This window comes from Enterobacter cloacae complex sp. P29RS (assembly GCF_014893445.1).
GTDB classification, from domain to species: domain Bacteria; phylum Pseudomonadota; class Gammaproteobacteria; order Enterobacterales; family Enterobacteriaceae; genus Enterobacter; species Enterobacter intestinihominis.
In genome coordinates this window covers 137,561-160,609 of record NZ_JADBPZ010000011.1, presented here as the reverse complement: position 1 = coordinate 160,609, position 23,049 = coordinate 137,561, and the positions used below count along the sequence as shown (strand labels likewise).

Genomic DNA, 23,049 nt, shown 5'->3' with positions numbered 1-23,049 from the left:
CGGCTTATCGGGTACGGGCGGAGGCAACGTCCCTGTAAAGCCGCCCTCTCGGCGCATCCCTGCGCCTCGCCCCGGCCGGAAGGCAAACGCCTCAGCGATTTACAGCCGGACCAGGGCATCGCTGACAGCCCTCAGTCATTTAGAAAGCAACTTTATTGCTTCTGCATAAAAAAATTACTGGGGATCCCTCAGCCCGGTGGGAGAGGGTTAGGGTGAGGGCATCAGGCCGCAGAGCCTGATTGTCGGGTGGCGGCTTCGCCTTACCCGACCTACAAAACCTACTTCCGGTGAATGAATTCGACCGCTTTATCCGGGAAATCCGTAAACAATCCGTCCACATCCGCCTGGTTATACAGCACGTCGTAAAGCTGATCCACGTCCGTCGCATACTCCGGCAACTGGTCTGCACGCACGGTATACGGATGCACCTGCATCTTGCTCGCATGCGCCTCTTTCACCATCGCCGTCAGCTTCACGTGGCCCGGCGTTGAGCCTTCCGCCACCATCATGTGGTAATCCGGCCCGATGCCGTCGGCGTACTGCGCAATCTGCTTCATCGCGCCCGGCTTAAACATCCAGTCGTAGCTGTAGTTCACCCACTTCCCGTCCGGCTGTTTTTCCTGAGTTTCATTCCAGTCGGTATAGGCAATCAGCTGCACCAGATTGAGATCCATTCCCATCTTCGGCTCCAGCTCAGTTTTGATGCGCTTCAGTTCCGCGGCATCGAAACATTGCAGGAAAACCTTATCCTTCTTGCTGGTGTAGCCGTACTTTTTCAGTACCTCCAGCGTCTTCGCGGCAATGTCTTTTCCTTCCTGATGGTGGAACCACGGCGCTTTGATTTCCGGGTAGATACCGATATTTTTGCCCGTCGAGTGGTTCAGCCCCTGAACAAACTCGATCTCCTCTTCGAAGGTGTGAATACGGAAGTCAGACTTGCCCATCGGGAAACGCCCCGGATAGACCTGCACCTTCTTACCGTTCTCAATCTCGAAGCCCTCGGTAAACTTCAGCGAGCGGATCTCCGCCAGCGTGAAGTCGATGGCGTAGTAGCGGCCATCTTTACGGGCACGATCCGGGAAACGCTCCGCCACGTCCGTCACGCGGTCAAGATAATGGTCATGCAGAACGACCAGCTGGTCGTCCTTCGTCATCACCAGATCCTGCTCCAGATAATCCGCGCCCTGGGCATAGGCCATCGCTTTTGCCGGCAGCGTATGCTCCGGCAGATAACCGCTGGCGCCACGGTGGGCGATCACGATTTTATCCGCCGCCAGCGCGGAGCCTGTCATCAGGCCCGCCAGCAGCAGGCCTGTCGCTAACTGAGTTAATTTCATCGCAATGCTCCTTATTGACGACGCGCCAGCACTTCGGCGTGATGACGTTTTTCACCAATCATCACAACAACCAGCAGCAGAACAGCCAGCACGCTGCCGCCAATCATCACCATAAAGCCGCCGTCCCAGCCGAAGAAATCGACGGTGTAACCGACGATGGCGCTTGCCGCCACTGAACCGCCGAGGTAGCCAAACAGACCGGTAAAGCCTGCCGCCGTGCCAGCCGCTTTCTTCGGCGCCAGCTCCAGCGCGTGCAGGCCAATCAGCATAACCGGACCATAAATCAGGAAGCCGATGACAATCATACAGGCCATATCCACACCCGGATTACCCGGCGGGTTTAGCCAGTAAACGACCGTCGCGATGGTGACCAGCGTCATAAAGAACACGCCCGTCGCCCCACGGTTGCCCTTAAACACTTTGTCCGACATCCAGCCGCAGATCAGCGTGCCGGGAATGCCCGCGTATTCATACAGGAAATAGGCCCAGGAGGATTTATCCAGCGCGAAGTGCTTCACCTCTTTCAGGTAAGTCGGGGACCAGTCGAGGATGCCGTAGCGCAGCAGGTAGACAAACACGTTCGCCACCGCGATGTACCACAGCAGCTTGTTTGGCAGCACATACTTCATGAAGATCTGTTTCGCGGTCAGCTCTTCTTCGTGCTTCTCGCTGTAATCATCCGGGTAGTCGTTTTTGTACTCTTCAATCGGCGGCAGGCCGCAGGACTGCGGCGTGTCGCGCATCAGGGCGAAGGCGATAATCGCCACCAGAATGGCGCCAAAGGCAGGCATATAGAGCGCCGCGTGCCAGTCGTTGAACCAGGCCATCCCCAGCAGGAACAGCAGCGGCGGAAGCCCGCCCCCGACGTTATGCGCGCAGTTCCAGACCGATACAATCCCACCGCGCTCTTTCTGTGACCACCAGTGCACCATGGTACGTCCGCATGGCGGCCACCCCATCCCCTGGAACCAGCCGCAGAGGAACAGCAGTACGAACATGACGGCAATGCTGGAGGTCGCCCATGGCACAAAGCCCATGAACAGCATCACCGCTGCCGCGAGGATCAGACCGGCGGGCAGGAACACGCGCGGATTCGAGCGATCCGACACCGACCCCATAATGAACTTCGAAAAACCGTACGCGATGGAGATCCCTGACAGCGCAAAGCCCAGATCGCCGCGGGAGAAGCCTTGTTCCACCAGGTACGGCATGGCGAGCGCAAAGTTTTTACGTACCAGATAGTACGCCGCATACCCGAAGAAGATCCCGAGGAAGATTTGCCAACGCAGACGGCGGTAGAGAGGATCAATCTCTGCCTCTGGCAGTCGCGCCCGGTGTGGCGCAGGTTTAAAGATACTGAGCATAACAGCCTCCGTGGCCTTTCAAAAAATGACCGGGCATCTCGCGCCCGGCTACAGAGGCGGCGATGTTAAGAAATCACGGTGAATGTTACTGTGAATCAACGCACAGATTGTTACAGAAATATGACAGAATGCGCAAAAAAGCGCATGAAATCACGTTTCACTTTCGAATTTCGCGCGTTTATGTTCGAAATCAAACAAACCACACGATCAATGTGGCTAAATGCTAAAAAACGAACATAGAGGAAAGGCAATGACAATTCACGATCCACGCTTCAGCGATGTGATTATCATTGGCGGTGGCGCGACGGGTGCCGGCATCGCACGCGACTGCGCCCTGCGGGGATTGAGCGTCACGCTTCTGGAGCGCCACGACATCGCCACCGGCGCAACGGGGCGTAACCACGGTCTGTTGCACAGCGGTGCCCGCTATGCGGTTACTGACGCTGAGTCAGCACGCGAGTGTATCGCTGAAAACCAGATCCTCAGGCGCATCGCCCGCCACTGCGTTGAACCGACCAACGGTCTTTTTATCACCCTTCCAGAAGATGACCTCGGCTTTCAGCAAACCTTTATCACCGCCTGCACGGCGGCAGGCATTCAGGCCGAGGCGATCGATCCTGCGCAGGCGCGCCGTCTTGAACCCTCGGTAAACCCGGCGTTACTGGGCGCGGTAAAAGTACCGGACGGAACCGTTGATCCTTTCCGCCTGACCGCCGCCAATATGCTCGACGCGCGGGAACATGGCGCCCAGATCCTGACCGGGCATCACGTCACCGGGCTTATTCGTGAAGGTAATAGCGTGCGCGGGGTGCGCGTGTTTGATGCGCAGTACAACGAACACCGCGAGCTGTATGCCGCCGTCGTAGTCAACGCGGCGGGGATCTGGGGCCAGCGCATCGCGGAATACGCGGACCTGTCGGTGCGCATGTTCCCGGCCAAAGGCTCGCTGCTGATCCTCGACCACCGCATCAATAACCATGTCATCAACCGCTGCCGTAAACCGTCTGACGCCGATATCCTCGTGCCGGGGGACACCATTTCGTTAATCGGCACGACCTCAATGCATGTGGACTACAGCGAAATTGATTACAACCGCGTCACCGCTGAAGAGGTGGATATCCTGCTGCGCGAAGGGGAAAAGCTGGCCCCGGTGATGGCGCAGACGCGTATTCTGCGTGCCTACGCGGGCGTGCGTCCCCTCGTCGCCAGCGACAACGATCCGAGCGGGCGTAACGTCAGCCGCGGCATCGTGCTGCTCGATCACGCTGAACGTGACGGCATGGACGGGTTTATCACCATTACCGGCGGCAAGCTGATGACCTACCGGCTGATGGCCCAGTGGGCCACCGATGCCGTCTGCCGTAAGCTCGGCAACACCGCACCGTGCGTGACGGCGGAACAGGCTCTGCCCGGCTCGCAGCAATCGACAGAAAAAACGCTGCACAAAATCATTTCACTCCCTGCCCCGCTTCGCGGTTCGGCGATTTACCGTCACGGCGACCGCACCCCAACCTGGCTCGGTGAAGGGCGACTCAGCCGCAGCCTGGTGTGCGAATGCGAAGCCGTGACCGCAGGCGAGGTGCAATATGCCGTGGAAAACCTGACGGTGAACAACCTGCTTGATTTACGCCGCCGCACGCGAGTCGGGATGGGCACCTGTCAGGGGGAGCTGTGCGCCTGCCGTGCCGCCGGGCTGCTGCAACGTTTTCATGCCACCTCCTCAACCCAGTCGCTAGCCCAGCTCAGCGATTTTTTAAATGAGCGCTGGAAAGGCATTCAGCCCGTCGCCTGGGGCGATGCCCTGCGCGAAAGTGAGTTTACCCGCTGGGTCTATCAGGGACTTTGCGGTCTGGAGAAGGAGCACAACCATGAAATTTGATACCGTGATTGTGGGTGGAGGGCTGGCGGGCCTGCTGTGCGGTCTCAAACTGACGCAGCGGGGTCTGCGCTGCGCCATTGTCACTCGCGGTCAAAGTGCCCTGCACTTCTCTTCCGGCTCGCTGGATTTACTGGGCGCGCTATCGTTCGCCGATCTGCCGCCTGAACATCCCTACCGCCTGACGGGCGCAGAGAATATGGCCCGCTTTGCCTGCGAAACCGAACACCTGCTGACCGCCTGCGGCGCACGCATGCAGGGTGACGCCGAGCAAAATCATCAGCGCGTCACGCCGCTCGGCACTCTGCGCGCCGCCTGGCTTAGCCCGGAAGAGGTGCCTGTCGCCCCCATCGCTGCCGGGCACGTGCGGGTGGTGGGGATCAGCGGTTTCCTCGATTTCCAGCCGCATCTTGCCGCCGCGTCTCTCAGACAGCAAGGCATTCAGGTGGATACGGCGGAGATTGATCTCCCCGAGCTCGACGTGCTGCGCGAAAACCCCAGCGAGTTTCGTGCGGTGAACATTGCCCGCCTGCTGGATAATGAACGCTACTGGCCGCAGCTGTACGCGGCGCTTCAACCGCTCGGCGAGAGCTGCGACGCCCTGTTTATGCCCGCCTGTTTTGGCTTAACGGACAACCGGCTCTGGCGCTGGCTCTCGGCGCGCCTGCCCTGTACGCTCGGTTTACTGCCGACGCTCCCCCCTTCCGTGCCCGGCATTCGTCTGCATACCCAGCTTCAACGTCAGTTTGTCGCCCAGGGTGGCGTCTGGTTGGCAGGCGACGAGGTGAAAAAAATCACCCTGGTAGAGGGCGCGGTAAGCGAAATCTGGACCCGCAACCACGGCGACATCCCGCTTCGTGCACGCTATACGGTGCTGGCAAGCGGCAGTTTTTTCAGTAACGGTCTGCTGAGCAGCCGGGATGGCGTGCGTGAGGCAATTCTCGGGCTGGATGTCCGGCAAAGCGCTTCCCGCGCGGACTGGTATCAAAGCGATTTCTTCACCCCGCAGCCCTGGCAGCAGTTCGGCGTGATCGTCGATACCCAGCTGCGCCCGCAGCTGGGCGGGGAACCGGTTGAAAATCTTTACGCCATCGGCTCGGTTCTGGGCGGGTACGATCCCGTGGCACAGGGCTGCGGTGGCGGCGTCTGCGCCGTCACCGCGCTGCATGTCGCGGAGCAGATTATCCAGCGCAGGGAGGGAGCACAATGAACGACACCCGATTTGAAAGCTGTATCAAATGCACGGTCTGCACCACGGTTTGCCCGGTCAGCGGCGTCGATCCGCGCTATCCCGGCCCGAAACAGGCCGGCCCCGACGGGGAGCGTCTGCGCCTGAAGGACGGCGCGCTCTACGACGAGGCGCTGAAATACTGCATAAACTGCAAACGCTGCGAAGTTGCCTGCCCGTCGGACGTGAAAATAGGCGATATCATCCAGCGCGCCCGCGCCCGCTACAGTACGCAAAAACCGACGCTGCGCGACACGATACTGAGCCACACCGATCTGATGGGCAGCCTCTCGACGCCTTTCGCGCCGGTCGTCAATGCCGCCACCGCCCTGAAGCCGGTGCGCAGGCTGCTGGATGCGACGCTCAAAATCGACCATCACCGCAGTCTGCCGAAATATTCTCACGGCACCTTCCGCCGCTGGTATAAATCCGTGGCGGCAGAACAGGCGCAGTTCGCTGAGCAGGTTGCCTTCTTCCACGGCTGCTACGTGAACTACAACCATCCGCAGCTGGGAAAAGACCTGCTGAAAGTGCTGAACACCATGGGGACGGGCGTTCAGCTGCTGAGCAAAGAGAAGTGCTGCGGCGTTCCGCTGATTGCCAACGGTTTTACCGACAAAGCGCGCAGGCAGGCAAAAAGCAACGTCACCTCTTTACGTGAGGCGATCGTCGACAAAGGGATACCGGTACTGGCGACGTCGTCAACCTGTACCTTCACGCTGCGCGATGAATATCCGCATCTGCTGGATGTGGATAACACCGGCCTGCGCGAGCACATTGAGCTGGCGACCCGTTTTCTCTGGCGCAAACTTGACAGTGGGCAGACGTTACCGCTGGGCAAATTGCCGCTGAAGGTGGTGTATCAAACGCCATGTCATATGGAGAAGATGGGCTGGTCGATCTATACGCTGGAGCTGCTGCGGCTGATCCCGGGGCTGGAGCTGACGGTGCTGGACTCACGCTGCTGCGGCATCGCTGGCACCTACGGATTCAAGCGTGAAAACTACCCAACGTCACAGGCCATTGGCGCGCCGCTGTTCCGGCAGATTGAAGAGAGCGGCGCAGATATCGTGGTGACGGATTGTGAAACCTGCAAGTGGCAGATCGAGATGTCCACCAGCAAACGCTGTGAACATCCCATTACCTTGCTGGCAAACGCACTGGCGTAACCGTTGCCGGGGACACTGCCCCGGCACATCCTCACTCTACGAACAGCGATTCCACGACGTTGATCCAGCCGTGCTCGCTGGCGACCTCTTTCCCGTTCAGCCAGCGGCGCAGCATGTTCAGCGCCATCATCGCGCACACCTCCTGACGCACGGCCAGGCTGTGGCGGGTAATGCTCATCCTGACCCGCAGGGCGTGCGTCCCTTCCGGCGTTGCCAGGGCGAAGTTGAGATGCTCCTCATCCAGCCCGCCCACAAACAGCGCCAGCCCCGCGAAATGCTTCACTCTGCGCTCGGACGCCCAGCGCGCCGTCTGCGCCAGCGTCTCCTGCTGGAACGGCACCACTTCGCTGGCCAGCAGCGGCGCACCCGCCCGGGTAAGCTGAAGCGCCAGAAGCCCACCGGTAAACTGCTCGCTTAACGTCACGCTCAGCTGGCGGGACTGCAAATGCGCTGCGATCTGCGCCGGCAGCCCTTCCGTTCCTTCGAAAATCAGGCTTTCCCCGGCGACGCGCTGCACTTCCGGCCATAGTGCCAGCATAGCGGCTTTCTCTGACGCCGGTCCGGTCAGCTTCAGTTCAATAATCGGCATGGAGGAGCGATAGCCCATCGACACGCCGGGAGGCAGTTGCAGGTGATCGAGGCTCTGAGCCAGATCGCTTTCCGAGCGGCCAAAGGTGGTCAGACGCAGGCACAGCGGCGGTTCAGGCAGCGTGAAGCGCGCGCGCAGGCGCGGCAGGATCTGCTGCTCGACCATCACTTTAAATTCCGACGGCACGCCCGGGGTGAAGAACATCAGGCAGCGGTTCAGCTGAACGGCAAACCCGCAGGCGGTGCCGACCGGGTTATCAATCAGTTCCGCGCTGGCGGGAATTTCAGCCTGCTTGCGGTTGCTGGGGGCCATCACGCGGCCACGCTCGGAGAAAAATCGCTCCATCTGTGCCAGCCACGCCTCGTGCAGGACCAGGCCTTCACCTCTGGCCGTGGCGGCGGCCAGCGCGCTGAGATCGTCGCTGGTGGGCCCAAGCCCGCCGTTCACAATCAGCACGTCGCAGCGTTCGCTGCGCTCGCGCAGAACGTTGACCAGCGACTCAAGATTGTCACCCACGGTGTTGCGGCGCGTTAACGGTAATCCTTGCTCAAAGAAGAGATCGGCAAGCCAGGCGGCATTGGTATCAGTGATTTGCCCATGCAGCACTTCGTCGCCAGTGGATAACATTTCCACGTTTATCATTGTGTTCTCCCATTTCAATGGTCAAAACACTATAGCGCAATCGAAGACCGGGGGAAGAGAGAAACTGGCGCGACTGAACGCCGCGCCGAAAGGATTAGAAACCTGCGCTCACACCGATGTAGGGACCATCTGCCAGCGCGTTGTCGCGGTGGCCGTCTTTACCCGCCAGGTTCAGATAACGGTAACCCGCTTCGATGGTGACAGGACGGATGATGGTCCAGCGTCCACCCACGTTGGCTTCCTCATAGCTATCGATACCGCTGGAGAGGGAATCCGGAGAGTAGTAGTACTCACCGAACAGGCCAAAGCTGTCGCCGATTTTCCACTGCAAACCGCCGCCCACTGCCGCCGCATAACCTTCGTCGCCGTCGTTCGGGTTGGTGTAAATCCCTTTACCGCCGACTGTCGCCAGGAAAGGACCCAAAGGTACGTTGAAGCCCAGCCCCAGGCTTGCCGCATCCCCATCGTCGTCGTTATGCGTCCAGCCGCCGGTCATCGCCAGGCCTGCGCTATCCGTGCCAAGACCAAAGCCCAGGTGGGTATAATCTTCGCCCGCCGAGCCGTTGAAGGAAATAGCGTTGGCTGCTGCCGATACAAACATCAGGCCTAAGCCCATTAATGCCACTTTTTTCATTGTCGTGATCCCGCACAATATATTCAGAGATGTCCAAAAACCGCGAGATTTTAACCTGACTGTCTGTGGGATCAATGCGCTCAGTGGACATCGGGCAATTAGTTTGTAACGATTTGATAATATCGGTATTTATATCATCAATAAAAAACGCATTTTTACGCACAGGCCGCCCAGATTTTCACTGGGCATCAGCTGAAGATGGCTGCGGTGCAGGCGGGCAATATCGTTGGCCAGCGCCAGGCCAATGCCGGACCCGGCGGCATCGCCCACGTTATCCAGCCGATGAAACGGCAGCATGGCCTGGGAGATCTGGTCTTCGGCAATACCCGGTCCGCTGTCCTCCACGCTCAGCTCAACGGCATCGTTATCCATGCGCAGGTACACCGTCACGATGCCCTGCTCCGGCGTGTATTTGATCGCGTTCTCCAGCAGGTTAGCGCAGAGTTCGCCCAGCAAAACGTCATCCCCCTCAATCATTACCGGCTGCTGTACGCCGTCATAACCGAGATCGATACCCTTGCTGCGCGCCTGTGCCAGCCGCGAAAAGCAGCAGTTTTGCACCACCTGTACCAGATCGACAGGGGCAAACTGTCGCTCCCCCTGCTCTTTCCGCTTCACCGCCGAAAGCTGTAACAGTCTTTCCGTCAGCACGATGGTGTTATCCAGCGTAACGTTCATTGCCCGTAAGCTCTCCTGCCACTGCGCCGGATCGTTACGCGTCAGAGCAACGGATACCTGCGTTTTTAGCACCGCCAGCGGCGTTTTGAGCTGGTGTGAGGCATCGGCATTGAAGCGCTCCTGCCGCGAAAGTACGCCGCGCAACCGGTCGATGTAACGGTTAAACGCCACAATCAGCAGCCGCGTTTCCGACCAGGGCAGCAGCTCCGGCAGCGGGGCCAACAGCCCGGGCTCACGGCGCACCATCAGCGAAGAGAGTTGCCGCATTGGGCGCAGCACGCGGCGCAGCAGCCAGGCGGTCAGGACCAGCGTCAGCAGCACCAGCAGCCCCTGCGACACGAGCGAGGAAAACAGCAGCTGTGTGGCCAGATAGCGCCGCGACTGCAACGTTTCTGCGACATAAATTTCCGCCATCCCGAACACATTATCTTCGTTAACCGGCTGGAGCAGCTTCGCCACGCGGATCGCCTGCCCGCGATACTCGGTATGATAAAACCACGCCAGCGCCGGATAGTGAGTGGTGCGCGACGTGGAGGGAGGCATATTTGGCAGATCGTCATAGCCGGAGATCGTCCGCCCGTCAGGGTCAACCACCTTGTAGTAGAGGCGATCGTTCATGTTCAGCTCAAAGCTGTCGAGCACGACCCAGGGCACGTTCACCAGCAGCTTGCCCTTGTGCACCACCAGCCGCTCAGACACGGTGCGCGCCGAGGATAACAGCGTGCGGTCATAGGCCTGCGTCGCCGCCTGTAGCGCGCTAACGTAGCTGTTAAAGGCTGACAGCCCCCATAACAGCAGCAGCGGCAAACCCAGAAAGAGCAAAAGTTGCAGGTAAAGCGACTGCGGCTTAACCCACTTCATCGCCGCACTCCAGCACGTAGCCCAGTCCCCGGAGGGTGGTGATCCGCACGCCGCTGCCGGTCAGCTTCTTACGCAGGCGGTGAATATAGAGATCGATACTCTCGGGGCTGACGTCGTTGTTCAGGCTGAACACCTGGTCGAAGAGCTGTTGCCGGGAGACGGGACGGGTCCGGCGGTGCATCAGCACCTTCAGTAAAGAGAGCTCGCGCGGCGTGAGGGAAAGAGGTTCATCGCGCAGCAGAAAAAAGCCTTCATCATCGTACTCCAGCTCTCCCAGCCGCTGGCGCTCCTGGGTTCGCCCTTCGCTGCGGCGCAGCAGCGCGCGCAGGCGGGCATCAAGCTCCTCCAGCTCGAACGGCTTCGGCAGATAGTCATCCGCCCCGGCATTCAGCCCTTTCACCCTGTCTGCCACGTTGCTGCGGGCGGTAAGAAACAGCACCGGCAGCGTCTGCCCGCGCTTTCTCAGACGATGCACCACTTCCAGCCCGTCGAAGCCGGGCATGCCGATATCAAGGATCGCGACGGCATAGTTTTCCCCCTGTAAAAGGTGATCGGCCGCCCGTCCATCGTTGACGCAATCCACGGCAAATCCGTTTTGTACCAGCGCTTTCTCCAGCCAGTGAGCCAGCTCACGATTATCTTCCGCCAGTAAGAGACGCATATCACATCCTGTAAAGTTGGTGTCGCAGTGAAAGGGAAATGAAAGGTTATTGTTTTAACAATCACGCAACGGAACCGCTACAAGGTGGTTCACATAATCAGAAAAAAGACACCCGTACCCGTACTCCCGGTTCTCCGGCGTGAGGATAAACGATGAAAAAACAATTACTTTCTACCCTTGCTGCAAGCGTATTGCTGTTGAGTGCCTCTGTCGTCCAGGCGCAGGACACCCCGTCCCGCACCGAGTGTATCGCACCGGCCAAACCCGGCGGCGGCTTTGACCTGACCTGTAAGCTGATTCAGGTCAGCCTGCTGGAGACGAAGGCCATTGAGAAACCGATGCGCGTCACCTACATGCCCGGCGGCGTGGGCGCGGTAGCCTATAACGCCATCGTCGCCCAGCGCCCTGCTGAACCCGGCACCGTGGTGGCCTTCTCCGGCGGCTCGCTGCTGAACCTGTCGCAGGGGAAATTTGGTCGTTATGACGTAAATGACGTGCGCTGGCTCGCCACCGTGGGCACCGATTACGGCATGATCGCCGTTCGCGCCGACTCCCCGTGGAAATCCCTGAAAGATCTGCTGACCGCCATGGAAAAAGATCCGAACAGCGTGGTGATTGGCGCAGGCGCCTCTATCGGCAGCCAGGACTGGATGAAAGCCGCGCTGCTGGCGCAGCAGGCCAAAGTGGATCCGCACAAAATGCGTTACGTGGCCTTTGAAGGCGGCGGTGAGCCGGTGACGGCGCTGATGGGCAATCACGTGCAGGCAGTATCGGGCGATCTCAGCGAAATGGTGCCCTACCTGAGCGGGGATAAGATCCGCGTGCTGGCGGTCTTCTCGGAAAACCGTCTGCCGGGCCAGCTGGCAGACGTCCCAACCGCCAAAGAGCAGGGTTATAACCTGGTCTGGCCGATCATCCGTGGCTTCTTCGTCGGGCCAAAAGTGACCGACGCCGAGTACCAGTGGTGGGTGGATACCTTCGCAAAACTTCAGCAAACCGAGGAGTTCAAAAAACAGCGCGATCTGCGCGGGCTGTTTGAGTTCAACCTGAACGGCAAGCAGCTGGACGAGTATGTGAAAAAACAGGTGAATGACTACCGCGAACAGGCGAAAGCCTTTGGTCTTGCGAAATAACCGGAGGCGCTATGAGCGATCGCATTTTTGCCGGGATATGGCTGCTGCTCTGCATTGGCGGCCTGTTCGTCGCCTGGCAGATCCACAGCGAATACAGCTATGAACCCGTGGGGCCACGCCCCTTTCCCGTCGGCATTGTTGGCCTGATGCTGCTCTGTTCGGTGGCCCTGCTGCTGCGCCATCCGGACACCGTGGAGTGGCCGCCACGCCGCACGCTGCAACGTCTGCTGGTAATGGTGATTGTTCTGCTGATGTACGCGTGGGGCTTTGAGTGGCTCGGCTTCCCGATCGCCACCGCCCTGCTGACGATGGTGATTGGCATACTGTTTAACGCCTCGCTGCCTGCGGCGGGGATCTCCGGGGTCGTACTGGGCATTTTACTCTGGTACGCCTTCGACCGCCTGCTGGACGTGACCCTGCCGCTCGGCGCATGGTTTAACTAACGGAGCACGCTATGGATACCTGGATCTATCTCTCTCACGGGTTCGCGGTAGCGATGACCCCGGAAAACCTGGTGATCGCCCTGATCGGCTGTTTCGTCGGGACGATCGTTGGCCTGCTGCCGGGCCTTGGGCCTATCAACGGCGTGGCGATTTTACTGCCGCTGGCCTTTGCGCTGCACCTGCCTGCGGAATCGGCGTTGATCCTGCTGGCGACGGTTTATATCGGCTGCGAATACGGGGGGCGTATTTCCTCGATACTGCTTAACGTTCCTGGCGATGCCGCCGCCATTATGACCGCGCTGGATGGCTATCCGATGGCACAGCAGGGACGCGGCGGCGTGGCGCTCTCTATTTCCGCCGTCAGCTCGTTCTTTGGCTCCCTGATCGCCATTGGCGGCATCATCCTCTTCGCCCCGGCGCTGGCCCAGTGGTCGCTGGCGTTTGGTCCGGCCGAGTATTTTGCCCTGATGGTATTCGCCATCGCCTGTCTCGGCAGCATGATGGCGCAGAATCCGCTGAAGTCGTTTTTGTCTGCGTTGATTGGCCTCAGTCTGGCCACCGTCGGCGTGGATGCCAACACCGGGGTTTATCGCTTTACCTTCGACAGCGTTCACCTGTCCGACGGCGTGCAGTTCATTGTCGTGGTGATTGGCCTGTTCTCTGTCTCAGAAATCTTACTGATGCTGGAACATACCAGCAGCGGGCAGACGCTGGTGCGCAAAACCGGCCGCATGCTCTTTAATGCCAAAGAGGGGGCACAGTGTGTGGGTGCTACCCTGCGTTCGTCGGTGATTGGTTTCTTTGTCGGCATCCTGCCCGGCGCGGGGGCGACCATCGCCAGCGCCATCACCTACATGACCGAGAAAAAGCTGAGCGGTAACAGCGACAGCTTCGGCAAAGGCGATATCCGCGGCGTGGCGGCGCCGGAGGCGGCGAATAACGCCTCGGCCTGCGGCTCGTTTATCCCGATGCTGACCCTCGGCGTGCCGGGCTCCGGCACCACGGCGGTGATGATGGGCGCGCTGACGCTCTATAACATCACCCCGGGTCCGGCGATGTTTACCGAGCAGCCCGATATCGTCTGGGGCTTGATTGCGGCGCTGCTGATCGCCAACGTGATGCTGCTGGTGATGAACATCCCGCTGATCGGGCTGTTCACCCGCATGCTGACCATTCCCCTGTGGTTCCTGGTCCCGGCCATCGCCGCCGTCTCTGCGGTTGGGGTGTACGCGGTGCACAGCACCACCTTCGACCTGGTGTTAATGGTGCTGCTCGGCGTGCTGGGCTACATTCTGCGCAAGATGCACTTCCCGATGTCGCCGCTGATTTTAGGGTTTGTATTGGGGGAAATGCTGGAGCAGAACCTGCGCCGCGCCCTCTCCATCAGCAATGGCAACATGGCGATCCTGTGGGAGAGCAGCGTGACGAAGATCCTGCTGGCGATGGCGATCATGGTGATTGTCGTGCCGCCGGTGCTGCGCTGGATGCGTCGACGCCAGCAGAAACCGCAGCCGGATATCGGCTGATTAGCCCCTCAACAGGGCATTGACCCACTGCCTTAACGCCTGGCGGGAGATCTTTATCCCGCCATTTTTCAGTTCTGACGGCAGCGCCAGCCAGTGTACCGGCTGCTCAAAGCGCGCCAGCCTGCCCTGAACCCACTCCGGCAACAGCGTGATATCCGTGCCCGGCTCACATTCCACTACCGCCACCGGGCGTTGCCCGTATTCGGCGTCATCCAGCGGGACGATAAACACCTGGCTTACCTGCGGATGTGTGACGATAACGCGCTCCAGCGCTTCCGGCTGGATCCCTTCTCCGCCGCTGAAAAAGAGATTGTCCATTCGGCCCAGAATGGTCAGGCGTCCGTCATGCCACTCGCCGCGATCGCGGGTGGCGAACCAGCCCTGCTCGTTGACCAGCGGCAGTAAGGCACCGTCTCGCCAGTAGCCCGCCGCCATGCTTTCCGCCCGGATCCAGACTTCACCGTTCACCACCTGAAGGTCTCTGCCCGGCAGCGCGCTGCCCACGTCCGGCGCGCCGTCGGCCTCTTTGGCGCAGACGGTGGAGGCGAACTCGGTCAGACCGTAGCCGCAGAACGTGCGGATCCCCTGCTTGCGCGCCTGTTCGGTCAGCTCAACGGGGATTTCCGCCCCGCCGAGCAGCACGGCTTTCAGCGCAACGGGATGGTGTGAATTGAGCAGCCGCCACAGCTGCGTCGGCACCAGCGAGGCGTGGGTACAGCCCTGCAGGGCCTGCTCCAGCGGCTGTTTTTCACGCACGGTGAGACGGCCTCCGCCCTGCAACCAGCGCCACAAAATCCCCTGACCGGAGACGTGAAACAGCGGCAAGGACAGCAGCCAGTCGTCATCACCGCCATAAGGCATCAGCGACAACACGCCTTTTGCGCTGGCAAGGTGGGCGGCACAGGTGTGCACCGCCGCTTTCGGCAAGCCGGTGGAGCCGGAGGTGAGCGTCATTGAGGCCAGCCGTTCTGCCCGCCACGTCACCCCGCCCTGCTCCTCGCCCTCTCTTAATGCCAGCCCAGGCAGACCGTCATACTCACCGTTAAGCACCAGCGCAAAGCGCAGGGTCATCTGCGGCAGGAGGACGTCCAGCAGCGGACGGGGAAGCTGAGGGTTCACCGGCAAAATGCGGGCGCCGCACTGAAGCAGCGCCAGCCAGGCCAGCAGGGTCTGCGGATGGTTGTGGGCGAGCAGCATGACGCCGTCACCGTCCCTGACACCCTGAGACTGAAAACCGGCTGCCAGACGATCGATACGCTCGCCCAGCTGTGACCAGTTGAGCGTTATATCGTCTAAACGCAGCGCGGGTGTATCGGCACTCCTGGAGCGCCAGTGCCGCCACGGCCAGTCTGTAAAAGTCATTGCAGCGGCTCCAGCGTCCCGACATCGAGGCACGGCAAGGTGCTGTCCGGCCAATGGCGAATCAGCTGGGCCTGCATCAGGTTTAGCGTATCAAGACCGGGAACGGTGTCCGGCGTTAACCATGCAGCGATGCGCGCCAGTTGCGTCAGCCCGAGGCTGGATTCGATGGATGAACTGATCACCGCCGTCAGCCCTGCGGCATGGGCCGCCGCAACCTGCTCGCGCACCTTGTCGAGGCTGCCGGTCAGCGTTGGCTTAATGACCACGGCACCGACGCCCGGCTCGGCGGCAAACGTAAAACCGGCTTCGCGCAGGCTCTCATCCCAGGCAATGGCAATGCCGGTTTCCCGGGCGAAGGCGCGAGAGTCGTCGCGCGTTTTGCACGGCTCTTCGAGAAACGCGATGCGGTTGCGGTACGCCGGGTTGACGTACTTCGCAAACTGCTGCGCCCTGAGCGGCGTCCAGGCGCGGTTGGCGTCCAGGCGCAGGTGCAGATCGGGAATGGCTTCCAGTAACAGGTTAACCACCATTCCGTCGCGCACCGCTTCGTACAGGCCGACCTTAATTTTCGCCACCTTCTCGCCAGGCATCCCGGAGAGCAGCGCGAAAAGTTCATCCGGATCGCCGGAACAGAGCGGCGCGGCGCGATAATTCGCCGCATCCGGCAAACGGCCGTCCAGCTCTGCCAGCGCGCAGCTGATGCCGAACGCGACGGAAGGAACGTCCGGCAGCGACGGATCTGCCCCCTCACGCCATTCGTGCGTCCAGGCCATCAGCGCCGCCTGCGCCTCATCCAGCGTTTCCAGGCTAAAGCCCGGAAGCGGGGCGATTTCGCCCCACCCTTCCCGCTCGCCCTGCCGGAGATGCACGAAAAAGCCATCACGGGTTTTTAACCGCCTTTCACGCAGTACCACGCCCGCGTCCATCGGTATCTGCCAGCGGTAAACCTGCGCGCGACGCATTACGGGTTCCGTTTGTATTTGCTGAAGTCTGGCTGGCGTTTTTCGTTGAACGCGTTGCGCCCTTCCTGACCCTCTTCGGTCATATAGAACAGCATGGTGGCGTTACCCGCCAGCTCCTGAAGTCCCGCCTGACCGTCACAGTCGGCGTTGAGGGCTGCTTTCAGGCAGCGCAGCGCCATTGGGCTGTTTTGCAGCATTTCGCGACACCAGCGCACGGTCTCTTTTTCCAGATCGGCGATCGGCACCACGGTGTTAACCAGCCCCATGTCCAGCGCTTCCTGGGCGTTGTACTGACGGCACAGGAACCAGATTTCGCGGGCTTTTTTCTGGCCGACGATGCGCGCCATGTAGGATGCCCCCCAGCCGCCGTCGAAGGAGCCAACTTTCGGGCCAGTCTGGCCGAAAATGGCATTTTCCGCCGCGATAGTCAGGTCACACATCATGTGCAGCACGTGACCGCCGCCGATGGAATAACCTGCCACCATCGCAACCACCGGTTTTGGACAGGTGCGGATCTGGCGCTGGAAATCCAGCACGTTCAGGTGGTGCGTGCCGGCATCATCCTGGTATCCGCCGTAGTCGCCGCGGACTTTCTGATCGCCGCCCGAGCAAAAGGCTTTCTCCCCTTCCCCGGTGAGGACGATGACGCCGATGTTGTCGTCGTAGCGTGCATCCGCCAGCGCCTGGATCATCTCTTTTACGGTCAGCGGACGAAACGCGTTGCGTACCTGTGGACGATTGATGGTGATTTTGGCGATACCATCGGTGGATTTGTGGTAGCGAATGTCGGTGTAGCCTTCGGAGCAGTCCTGCCATTCAACCGGCGCGTAAAGCATGTTTTCATCAGGATAGATCATAGCGTGTCCTTTGTTCGATAACGCAGTATCTGAGCCAGACTCGCGGCAACCGCTTCCGGGTTGTCCCGGTGGGCGTTGTGTCCGGCATGAGGGATAGCATGACGCATGGCGTTAAGTTCAGCAGCGATGGCTGCAAACTTCCCGTCACGTTCGCCATAGAGATAGTCGAAAGAAAAATCACGCGCGGTGAGCGCGGGACGTAAATCAGGCTGAACGGCAAGCGAGGTGGCTTCCAGCATCTCAGCCAGCCTCGGGCCGTTGTTCCGGCTACGCAGCGCGATCAGCGCGTTGCGCTGTTCATCCGTAAGGGAGGTAAAGACCGGCTGTTGATACCAGTCGGCAAAGACGGCTTCAAGCGGCTCACTGCGAAAACGTGACGCCCAGCGGCGGTCCGAGGTCAGCCGCGCCTGGCGCGCCTCGACGTCTTGCAGCCCAGGGTGTCCACCTTCCACAATCACCCCGTCTAACCCCGCAGGATGCTGACAGGCATGGAACATCGCAATGCGGCCACCGAGTGAGTACCCTACCAGCCAGTAATTTAGTATGTTGTAACTAATAAAGGTATACGTGAGCAATTCACTTACATCTGCAAACCCCGTCACGCCCGTATCCGCTGAACCACCGTGCCCGGGCAGGTCAAGGTAGAGCCTGGGGTAGTCATGCAGCGACGCCCCAACGGTCTGCCACTCACTACAGTCGCCGGAAAAACCGTGCAGGAAAACCAGCCAGGGGTAGCCTGGTTTTCCGGGCTGAGTGACGCCAGCGAGGATCACAGGTGACTCACCTGCGCCAGCAGATGTTGCAGCTTCTGCGCGCCGTCAGAATCGTTTACCACCAGCTCAATCAGCGTCGCGCCAGGCTGCCGCCAGGCGGTGTTCAGCGCCGTCTCCAGCGCGTCCCAGTTTTCCGGGCGATGGTACTTCAGGCTGAACATGGCGGCGGCGTGTTCGAACTGCACGTTTTGCGGCATCAGATAGAAGCGCTCACGTTCGCTTTGCGGCGTCGGCAGCAGGGAGAAAATCTGTCCGCCGTTATTGTTAACAACAATCAGCACGAACGGAGCCGACGCCTGACGCAGGAGCGCCAGCGCGTTGAGATCGTAGAGGGCTGAGAGATCCCCCACAATCGCCAGCGTGGATTTTGCGCTGGCCCGCTGTACGCCAGCGGCGGTGGAGATCAGCCCGTCAATGCCGCTCGCGCCCCGGTTGCTGTATACCGGATAACCCGCGGGCAGCTGCGAAAAGGCGTCAATCAGGCGCACCACCAGGCTGTTACCGACAAAAAGTTGCCCCTGCTCGGGAAGATATTTGCGGATACGGTGCGCCAGCCCGGCTTCACTGAACTCCTCGCACTGCGCTTTGGTGAGTTCCCACGCCTGACGCGACAGCGCCGGGATCTCCACCGCCCAGGGTTTGCGTTTTTCCGCCGGATGCAATTCCAGCCAGCTGTCAATATCGCTCACCAGGCGGCGACCGCGATGGTGCGCCGGGTCAAGGCGTCCTTCGAGCGGATCCACCAGCCAGTACTCTTCTGGCGTACAGGTGGCCTGCCACTGGAGCAGTCGCTTGCCCGTCAGGCTCGAGCCCAGCTGGACGACAATTTGCGCCTGCGCCAGCTCGGTGACCGCTTTCGCGTTCCCCAGCCAGAGGTCAGCGCAGGGCAGCGGCTGGCCCGTCTGGGAAAGCACGTCACCAATCAGCGGCCAGCCAAGCGTTTGTGCCCACTCCGCCGCCAGCTTGCCTTCCGCCGCACTCATCCGCCCGGCAATCACCACCCCGCGCTTCTGGCGCCAGAAGAACCAGTCGCGCTGCTTAGCGCTTTCCAGATGCGTCTGCTCACGCAGCCAGGGCTTTTCGCTCTCCCACCATTCTCCCAGCTGCTGTTGCCAGGCTAGGCCGGTCTCGTTCATTTCGCCGTACAGCGGTTCGGCAAACGGGCAGTTAATGTGCAGCCCGCCGCTGCGCAGTGCGTTCATGGCGTGGTCGAGAGTTGAGACCAGCCAGCTGGCGGGAATATCCTGGGTGGGGCGCGGCAACGAGACCGTCTGTGAAGGATGCGAGGCAAAAATGCCAGGCTGACGAATCGCCTGGTTCGCGCCGCAGTCAATAAGTTCCGGAGGACGATCGGCGGTGAGTAAAATCAGCTTTTCGCCGGTTAACCCCGCTTCAATCAGCGCCGGATAGAGGTTTGCCACCGCCGTGCCGGAAGTCACTATCACCGCCACGGGCGCGTTGCTGACTTTCGCCAGCCCGAGCGCCAGGTGGCCGAGACCACGCTCGTCAAAATGGGTGTGATGAATAAAAGCCCTGTTTTCCGCCGCAGCAAGGGTGAGCGGCGTGGAGCGAGAGCCCGGAGCAATACACACATGCCTGACACCATGGCGGGTCAGGGCTTCAAGGATCACCGTCGCCCAGCGTCGGTTAAAAGAACTTACTGACATGAGATTGTCCATTATCAAGAATGCGACACAGTATAAATAATAGAAAAAGTCAGAATTTTGATATGAATCGGGATTGCACGAATCAGTATTAATCCCTCAGGAGGAGGGAACGCAGCCCGGCGGCCTTATTTTCGATCTCCTGCCACTCCTGCTCTGGATCGGAGCCGCTGACGATGCCCGCCCCCGCATAAAGACGCAGCGCGGCATCATGAACGCGGGCGGAGCGTAATGCCACGCAGAACTCGCTTTGATCGCGCGATAAATAGCCCGCCGATCCGGCGTACCACTCCCGGTCAAACGGCTCCACTTTCGCAATAAATTCTCGCGCTGCCTGACGCGGCAGCCCGGCCACCGCCGCCGTCGGTTGCAGAATATGCAGACACTGCTCGTCATCAGACTGTTTGAGTTCGGTCCAGATACAGCGGCGTAAATGCTGCACCTTGCGCAGACGCAGCACCTGCGCTGGGAGGATCTCCAGCGTCCGGGTATGGTGCTGAAGACGCTGGCAGATATCTTCCACCACCAGCATATTTTCCCGCTGATTTTTGTCGTCGTTCATCAGCCAGTCGCCCAGACGCTGGGCCTGCTTATCGTCAGAATGGCTGGCGACGGTGCCTGCCAGCGCTTCAGTGCGCAGCAGCATGCCGCGTCGCCGCCACAGTCGCTCGGGCGTCGAGCCGAGGAACGCGTTGCTGGCGTCAAAGACCATACAAAAATGATAGCAGTTGAGGTTTAGCGCGCGGCTGGCGGCCATTAGCGCGATGGCGTTCACGGGCTGCCGGCACTGCACGTCTGTAGCACGTGCGAGCACCACTTTCTCAAAATCGCCGCGAGCAAGGGTATCCGTCGCCTGACGAATCAACGCCAGCCATTCCGGTTTTTCCGGATGATGGGTTTCCTGCACAATCTGCACGGACAACGGGCGGATCGGCGCGGCGTCGCGCAGGTTATCAATAAACTTCAGTGCGTCACCGGCATCGTCACACAGCGACGTTTCGCTCCACAGTTGCAGGCGCAGCGTGGCGACCCCGCCAGACCGTCGCCAGAGAAGGCGCGGTAAAAACAGCTTTCCCTGTGCCGGGTTGAAGGCGTTCAGGCCGCAGATACGGGTATCATTGGCTACGTCATGGGTGTGCAAAAACCGGGAAGCCGAGGCCAGAGAGTCAAAATGGGCGAGGCTTCCGAGCGCGGCAAGTTCTTCATCACCGCTCCGCTGTTGCCAGTAAAACTGGGGATAGCATCGCTGCACACCCAGCCAGGCCAGCGGATCGAAGGCGTCGTTTAACGGGAAAGAGACATCGAAATGGCGTAAACCGGGTGTAGCGGGTAACGCTTGCGCAAGCTGAGTGCGCAGGCGTTCCAGCGCGATGGAAATCGAATGCACGCGAACCTCTCCCTGTTAAAACCTTACATTATACGGGGTACTGATGATAAATAGCAGTACCCACGTGTAGGGAGGGGTTTGCCGGCTTAACGACGGGCTAACAGCAGGCCCAGCACCAGCCCTACGGCCGCACCGACCCCAATGCCCTGCCACGGCTTTTCGTGCACATAATCGTCGGCACGATAAACCGCCTGTTTGGCGCGGTAGTAGTAATTGTCGGATGCGTTGCTGACGCGGTTTTTCACGTCATGCAGCGCCTGCTCGGCGCGGGCTTTAAGCTCAATGTACTTCTGATCGGCAGGATCGCCTGAAGAGCGCAGTACTTCTTCCAGCGTTTCGCTTAACAGCGTTAGATCGTCGTCTGCTCGGGTATCCCAGGATTGAAATGACATATTTTTCTCCATGTTAGTACACCAGTCCGATAACTATAGACAACGTCTCGCTATTGCGCCTGTTTCGCTTCGCGCGCCATACCAATATGTGGGATGCCATCTTCATCGTAAATGTCCGTGACCGGGGTAAAACCAAAATGGCCATAGAATGATTGCAAATGCGCCTGCGCGCCCAGGTATATCGCCTTGTCTGGCCACCGTTTCAGGCATGCGTCCAGCGTTTTTTCCATCAGCTGATAGCCCAGCTTTTCACCGCGCGCGCTTCCGCTGATAATGACGCGGCCAATGACGACAGGGTCAAAATCCTCTTCGCTTTTCAGAATCCTCGCATACGCCACCAGCTCGTTATCGCGCCAGCCGAGGATGTGCCGGTTCTCGCCGACCAGGTCATCGCCGTCGATATCCTGATACGGGCAGGTTTGTTCAACCACAAAAACTTCGCAGCGCAGTTTGAGCAGGGCGTAGAGTGACTGAATAGTCAGTTCGCTGTGGTGTAGATCTTGCCACTGGATCATGTGTTTCTCCTTCCTGGGGTTCATCACGTTATACTAAACCCCTTCCCATTCGGCAAAGGGCTGATTGCATTATGGAACTGATTTTTCTGGGTACGTCCGCGGGCGTGCCAACCCGCTCACGCAACGTGACGGCGATTCTGCTGGATCTTAAGCATCCTACCCGCGGCGGGCTGTGGCTGTTTGACTGCGGCGAAGGTACGCAGCATCAGTTGCTGCATACCTCATACCACCCGGGGAAAGTGGATAAAATATTTATCACCCATCTGCACGGCGACCATCTGTTTGGCCTGCCGGGCCTGCTGTGTAGCCGTTCGATGGCCGGTAACGCTAACCCGCTGACCATTTATGGCCCTGCGGGTATTCAGGCATTCGTTGAGACCACGCTGCGCCTGAGCGGCTCGTGGACCGACTATCCGCTGGAGGTAGTTGAGATCGGCGAAGGTCTGGTGTTCGACGAAGGAGATTACCAGGTGCGCGCTTACCCGCTTAACCATCCGGTGGAATGCTACGGTTATCGCGTTGAGGAGCATGATAAGCCCGGGGCGCTGAACGCCGCCGCGTTGCAGGCCGATGGGGTGAAACCTGGCCCGCTGTTCCAGCGTCTGAAGCACGGCGAGACCGTCACGCTGGAAGACGGGCGCGTCATCAACGGTCAGGATTACCTTGCGCCGCCGCAGCCGGGCAAAAAACTGGCTATTTTTGGGGATACCGCCCCCTGCCCTTCGGCGCTCCGGCTTGCCGGGGGTGTGGATGTGATGGTGCATGAGGCAACGCTGGAAGCGGCGATGGAAGAAAAAGCCAACAGCCGGGGGCACAGCTCAACGCGTCAGGCTGCGCAGCTGGCGCGCGAGGCTGGCGTCCGGAAACTGATTGTCACTCACGTCAGCTCACGCTATGACGTCCGCGGCTGTGAAAGCCTGCTGGCAGAGTGTCGGGAGGTGTTCCCGGCATGCGAGCTGGCGGAAGATTTTGCTCAGGTCAGCGTTTAGTCCTTCA

At 60.0% G+C, this 23,049-nt stretch carries 21 protein-coding genes; 7 read left to right on the top strand and 14 right to left on the bottom strand.

Features of this window, described 5'->3' with window-relative positions; all coding sequences use genetic code 11:
- Positions 1-278: 278 nt before the first annotated feature.
- Complete coding sequence (glpQ, locus tag IM282_RS10780; RefSeq protein ID WP_192970390.1) at positions 279-1,337, bottom strand: glycerophosphodiester phosphodiesterase; 1,059 nt, start codon at positions 1,335-1,337, stop codon at positions 279-281.
- An 11-nt stretch (positions 1,338-1,348) separates the two neighbouring features.
- The gene (gene glpT / locus IM282_RS10775; RefSeq protein ID WP_063147697.1) at positions 1,349-2,701 is read right to left on the bottom strand and encodes a glycerol-3-phosphate transporter; all 1,353 of its coding nucleotides are present in this window, start codon (positions 2,699-2,701) and stop codon (positions 1,349-1,351) included.
- 250 nt (positions 2,702-2,951) lie between these two features.
- Between glpT and glpA the strand changes: the two genes are divergently transcribed.
- From glpA to glpC, 3 genes are read left to right on the top strand one after another with little or no spacing between them, the layout of a single operon-like run.
- Positions 2,952-4,580 carry an anaerobic glycerol-3-phosphate dehydrogenase subunit A gene (gene glpA / locus IM282_RS10770; RefSeq protein ID WP_045620903.1) on the top strand — a complete coding sequence of 543 codons (1,629 nt, stop codon included), beginning with the start codon at positions 2,952-2,954 and terminating at the stop codon, positions 4,578-4,580.
- Positions 4,570-5,787, top strand: a complete 1,218-nt coding sequence (gene glpB, locus IM282_RS10765; protein ID WP_192970389.1) for a glycerol-3-phosphate dehydrogenase subunit GlpB — start codon at positions 4,570-4,572, stop codon at positions 5,785-5,787. The genes glpA and glpB overlap by 11 nt, the downstream gene beginning before the upstream one ends.
- Entirely contained in the window at positions 5,784-6,974 is a 1,191-nt protein-coding gene (gene glpC / locus IM282_RS10760; RefSeq protein ID WP_192970388.1) for an anaerobic glycerol-3-phosphate dehydrogenase subunit GlpC, read from the top strand. Before glpB ends, glpC begins: the two co-directional genes overlap by 4 nt.
- 31 nt (positions 6,975-7,005) lie before the next feature.
- Here glpC and IM282_RS10755 read toward each other — a convergent pair whose 3' ends face one another.
- The 4 genes from IM282_RS10755 to tctD form a co-directional block, all read right to left on the bottom strand.
- Positions 7,006-8,205 carry a nicotinamide mononucleotide deamidase-related protein YfaY gene (locus IM282_RS10755; protein ID WP_192970387.1) on the bottom strand — a complete coding sequence of 400 codons (1,200 nt, stop codon included), beginning with the start codon at positions 8,203-8,205 and terminating at the stop codon, positions 7,006-7,008.
- A gap of 94 nt (positions 8,206-8,299) precedes the next feature.
- On the bottom strand, positions 8,300-8,839 hold the full coding sequence (locus tag IM282_RS10750; RefSeq protein WP_022648809.1) for a YfaZ family outer membrane protein: 540 nt from the start codon (positions 8,837-8,839) through the stop codon (positions 8,300-8,302).
- 129 nt (positions 8,840-8,968) lie between these two features.
- Positions 8,969-10,378, bottom strand: a complete 1,410-nt coding sequence (locus IM282_RS10745) for a sensor histidine kinase (RefSeq protein ID WP_192970386.1) — start codon at positions 10,376-10,378, stop codon at positions 8,969-8,971.
- Positions 10,365-11,039 carry a transcriptional regulator TctD gene (tctD, locus tag IM282_RS10740; protein WP_045620906.1) on the bottom strand — a complete coding sequence of 225 codons (675 nt, stop codon included), beginning with the start codon at positions 11,037-11,039 and terminating at the stop codon, positions 10,365-10,367. Before tctD ends, IM282_RS10745 begins: the two co-directional genes overlap by 14 nt.
- 152 nt (positions 11,040-11,191) lie before the next feature.
- Here tctD and IM282_RS10735 point away from each other — a divergent pair, with 152 nt between their 5' ends.
- From IM282_RS10735 to IM282_RS10725, 3 genes are read left to right on the top strand one after another with little or no spacing between them, the layout of a single operon-like run.
- Positions 11,192-12,172 (top strand): tripartite tricarboxylate transporter substrate binding protein, encoded by a 981-nt coding sequence (locus IM282_RS10735; protein ID WP_038416442.1) that lies wholly within the window; start codon positions 11,192-11,194, stop codon positions 12,170-12,172.
- A gap of 11 nt (positions 12,173-12,183) precedes the next feature.
- Positions 12,184-12,615, top strand: coding sequence for a tripartite tricarboxylate transporter TctB family protein (locus IM282_RS10730; protein ID WP_022648813.1), 432 nt, complete (start codon positions 12,184-12,186; stop codon positions 12,613-12,615).
- Positions 12,616-12,626: 11 nt separating this feature from the next.
- Positions 12,627-14,141, top strand: coding sequence for a tripartite tricarboxylate transporter permease (locus tag IM282_RS10725; RefSeq protein ID WP_192970385.1), 1,515 nt, complete (start codon positions 12,627-12,629; stop codon positions 14,139-14,141).
- Here the strand turns inward: IM282_RS10725 and menE are convergent, their stop codons facing one another.
- The 8 genes from menE to IM282_RS10685 all read right to left on the bottom strand — a co-directional run bounded on the left by menE (position 14,142) and on the right by IM282_RS10685 (position 22,053).
- On the bottom strand, positions 14,142-15,503 hold the full coding sequence (gene menE / locus IM282_RS10720) for an o-succinylbenzoate--CoA ligase (RefSeq protein ID WP_063163618.1): 1,362 nt from the start codon (positions 15,501-15,503) through the stop codon (positions 14,142-14,144).
- Positions 15,500-16,465 carry an o-succinylbenzoate synthase gene (menC, locus tag IM282_RS10715; protein WP_032623874.1) on the bottom strand — a complete coding sequence of 322 codons (966 nt, stop codon included), beginning with the start codon at positions 16,463-16,465 and terminating at the stop codon, positions 15,500-15,502. The genes menE and menC overlap by 4 nt, the downstream gene beginning before the upstream one ends.
- Entirely contained in the window at positions 16,465-17,322 is an 858-nt protein-coding gene (gene menB, locus IM282_RS10710; protein WP_014832749.1) for a 1,4-dihydroxy-2-naphthoyl-CoA synthase, read from the bottom strand. The genes menC and menB overlap by 1 nt, the downstream gene beginning before the upstream one ends.
- Entirely contained in the window at positions 17,319-18,095 is a 777-nt protein-coding gene (gene menH, locus IM282_RS10705) for a 2-succinyl-6-hydroxy-2,4-cyclohexadiene-1-carboxylate synthase (protein ID WP_192970384.1), read from the bottom strand. The genes menB and menH overlap by 4 nt, the downstream gene beginning before the upstream one ends.
- Positions 18,092-19,762, bottom strand: a complete 1,671-nt coding sequence (menD, locus tag IM282_RS10700) for a 2-succinyl-5-enolpyruvyl-6-hydroxy-3-cyclohexene-1-carboxylic-acid synthase (RefSeq protein WP_022648819.1) — start codon at positions 19,760-19,762, stop codon at positions 18,092-18,094. The genes menH and menD overlap by 4 nt, the downstream gene beginning before the upstream one ends.
- Positions 19,763-19,850: 88 nt before the next feature.
- The gene (menF, locus tag IM282_RS10695) at positions 19,851-21,146 is read right to left on the bottom strand and encodes an isochorismate synthase MenF (RefSeq protein WP_023300621.1); all 1,296 of its coding nucleotides are present in this window, start codon (positions 21,144-21,146) and stop codon (positions 19,851-19,853) included.
- Between the two features lie 86 nt (positions 21,147-21,232).
- Positions 21,233-21,538, bottom strand: coding sequence for a stress response protein ElaB (gene elaB / locus IM282_RS10690; RefSeq protein ID WP_022648821.1), 306 nt, complete (start codon positions 21,536-21,538; stop codon positions 21,233-21,235).
- A gap of 50 nt (positions 21,539-21,588) precedes the next feature.
- Positions 21,589-22,053: a GNAT family N-acetyltransferase gene (locus tag IM282_RS10685; protein ID WP_192970383.1), complete on the bottom strand. Its 465-nt coding sequence runs from the start codon at positions 22,051-22,053 to the stop codon at positions 21,589-21,591.
- Between the two features lie 71 nt (positions 22,054-22,124).
- Between IM282_RS10685 and rbn the strand changes: the two genes are divergently transcribed.
- Positions 22,125-23,042, top strand: coding sequence for a ribonuclease BN (gene rbn / locus IM282_RS10680; RefSeq protein WP_023300623.1), 918 nt, complete (start codon positions 22,125-22,127; stop codon positions 23,040-23,042).
- Positions 23,043-23,049 lie beyond the last annotated feature (7 nt).

Coding starts and splice junctions, on each gene's coding strand:
- glpQ (WP_192970390.1), bottom strand. CDS start 1,337: ATGAAATTAACTCAGTTAGCGACAGGCCTGCTGCTGGCGGGCCTGATG.
- glpT (WP_063147697.1), bottom strand. CDS start 2,701: ATGCTCAGTATCTTTAAACCTGCGCCACACCGGGCGCGACTGCCAGAG.
- glpA (WP_045620903.1), top strand. CDS start 2,952: ATGACAATTCACGATCCACGCTTCAGCGATGTGATTATCATTGGCGGT.
- glpB (WP_192970389.1), top strand. CDS start 4,570: ATGAAATTTGATACCGTGATTGTGGGTGGAGGGCTGGCGGGCCTGCTG.
- glpC (WP_192970388.1), top strand. CDS start 5,784: ATGAACGACACCCGATTTGAAAGCTGTATCAAATGCACGGTCTGCACC.
- IM282_RS10755 (WP_192970387.1), bottom strand. CDS start 8,205: ATGATAAACGTGGAAATGTTATCCACTGGCGACGAAGTGCTGCATGGG.
- IM282_RS10750 (WP_022648809.1), bottom strand. CDS start 8,839: ATGAAAAAAGTGGCATTAATGGGCTTAGGCCTGATGTTTGTATCGGCA.
- IM282_RS10745 (WP_192970386.1), bottom strand. CDS start 10,378: ATGAAGTGGGTTAAGCCGCAGTCGCTTTACCTGCAACTTTTGCTCTTT.
- tctD (WP_045620906.1), bottom strand. CDS start 11,039: ATGCGTCTCTTACTGGCGGAAGATAATCGTGAGCTGGCTCACTGGCTG.
- IM282_RS10735 (WP_038416442.1), top strand. CDS start 11,192: ATGAAAAAACAATTACTTTCTACCCTTGCTGCAAGCGTATTGCTGTTG.
- IM282_RS10730 (WP_022648813.1), top strand. CDS start 12,184: ATGAGCGATCGCATTTTTGCCGGGATATGGCTGCTGCTCTGCATTGGC.
- IM282_RS10725 (WP_192970385.1), top strand. CDS start 12,627: ATGGATACCTGGATCTATCTCTCTCACGGGTTCGCGGTAGCGATGACC.
- menE (WP_063163618.1), bottom strand. CDS start 15,503: ATGACTTTTACAGACTGGCCGTGGCGGCACTGGCGCTCCAGGAGTGCC.
- menC (WP_032623874.1), bottom strand. CDS start 16,465: ATGCGTCGCGCGCAGGTTTACCGCTGGCAGATACCGATGGACGCGGGC.
- menB (WP_014832749.1), bottom strand. CDS start 17,322: ATGATCTATCCTGATGAAAACATGCTTTACGCGCCGGTTGAATGGCAG.
- menD (WP_022648819.1), bottom strand. CDS start 19,762: ATGTCAGTAAGTTCTTTTAACCGACGCTGGGCGACGGTGATCCTTGAA.
- elaB (WP_022648821.1), bottom strand. CDS start 21,538: ATGTCATTTCAATCCTGGGATACCCGAGCAGACGACGATCTAACGCTG.
- IM282_RS10685 (WP_192970383.1), bottom strand. CDS start 22,053: ATGATCCAGTGGCAAGATCTACACCACAGCGAACTGACTATTCAGTCA.
- rbn (WP_023300623.1), top strand. CDS start 22,125: ATGGAACTGATTTTTCTGGGTACGTCCGCGGGCGTGCCAACCCGCTCA.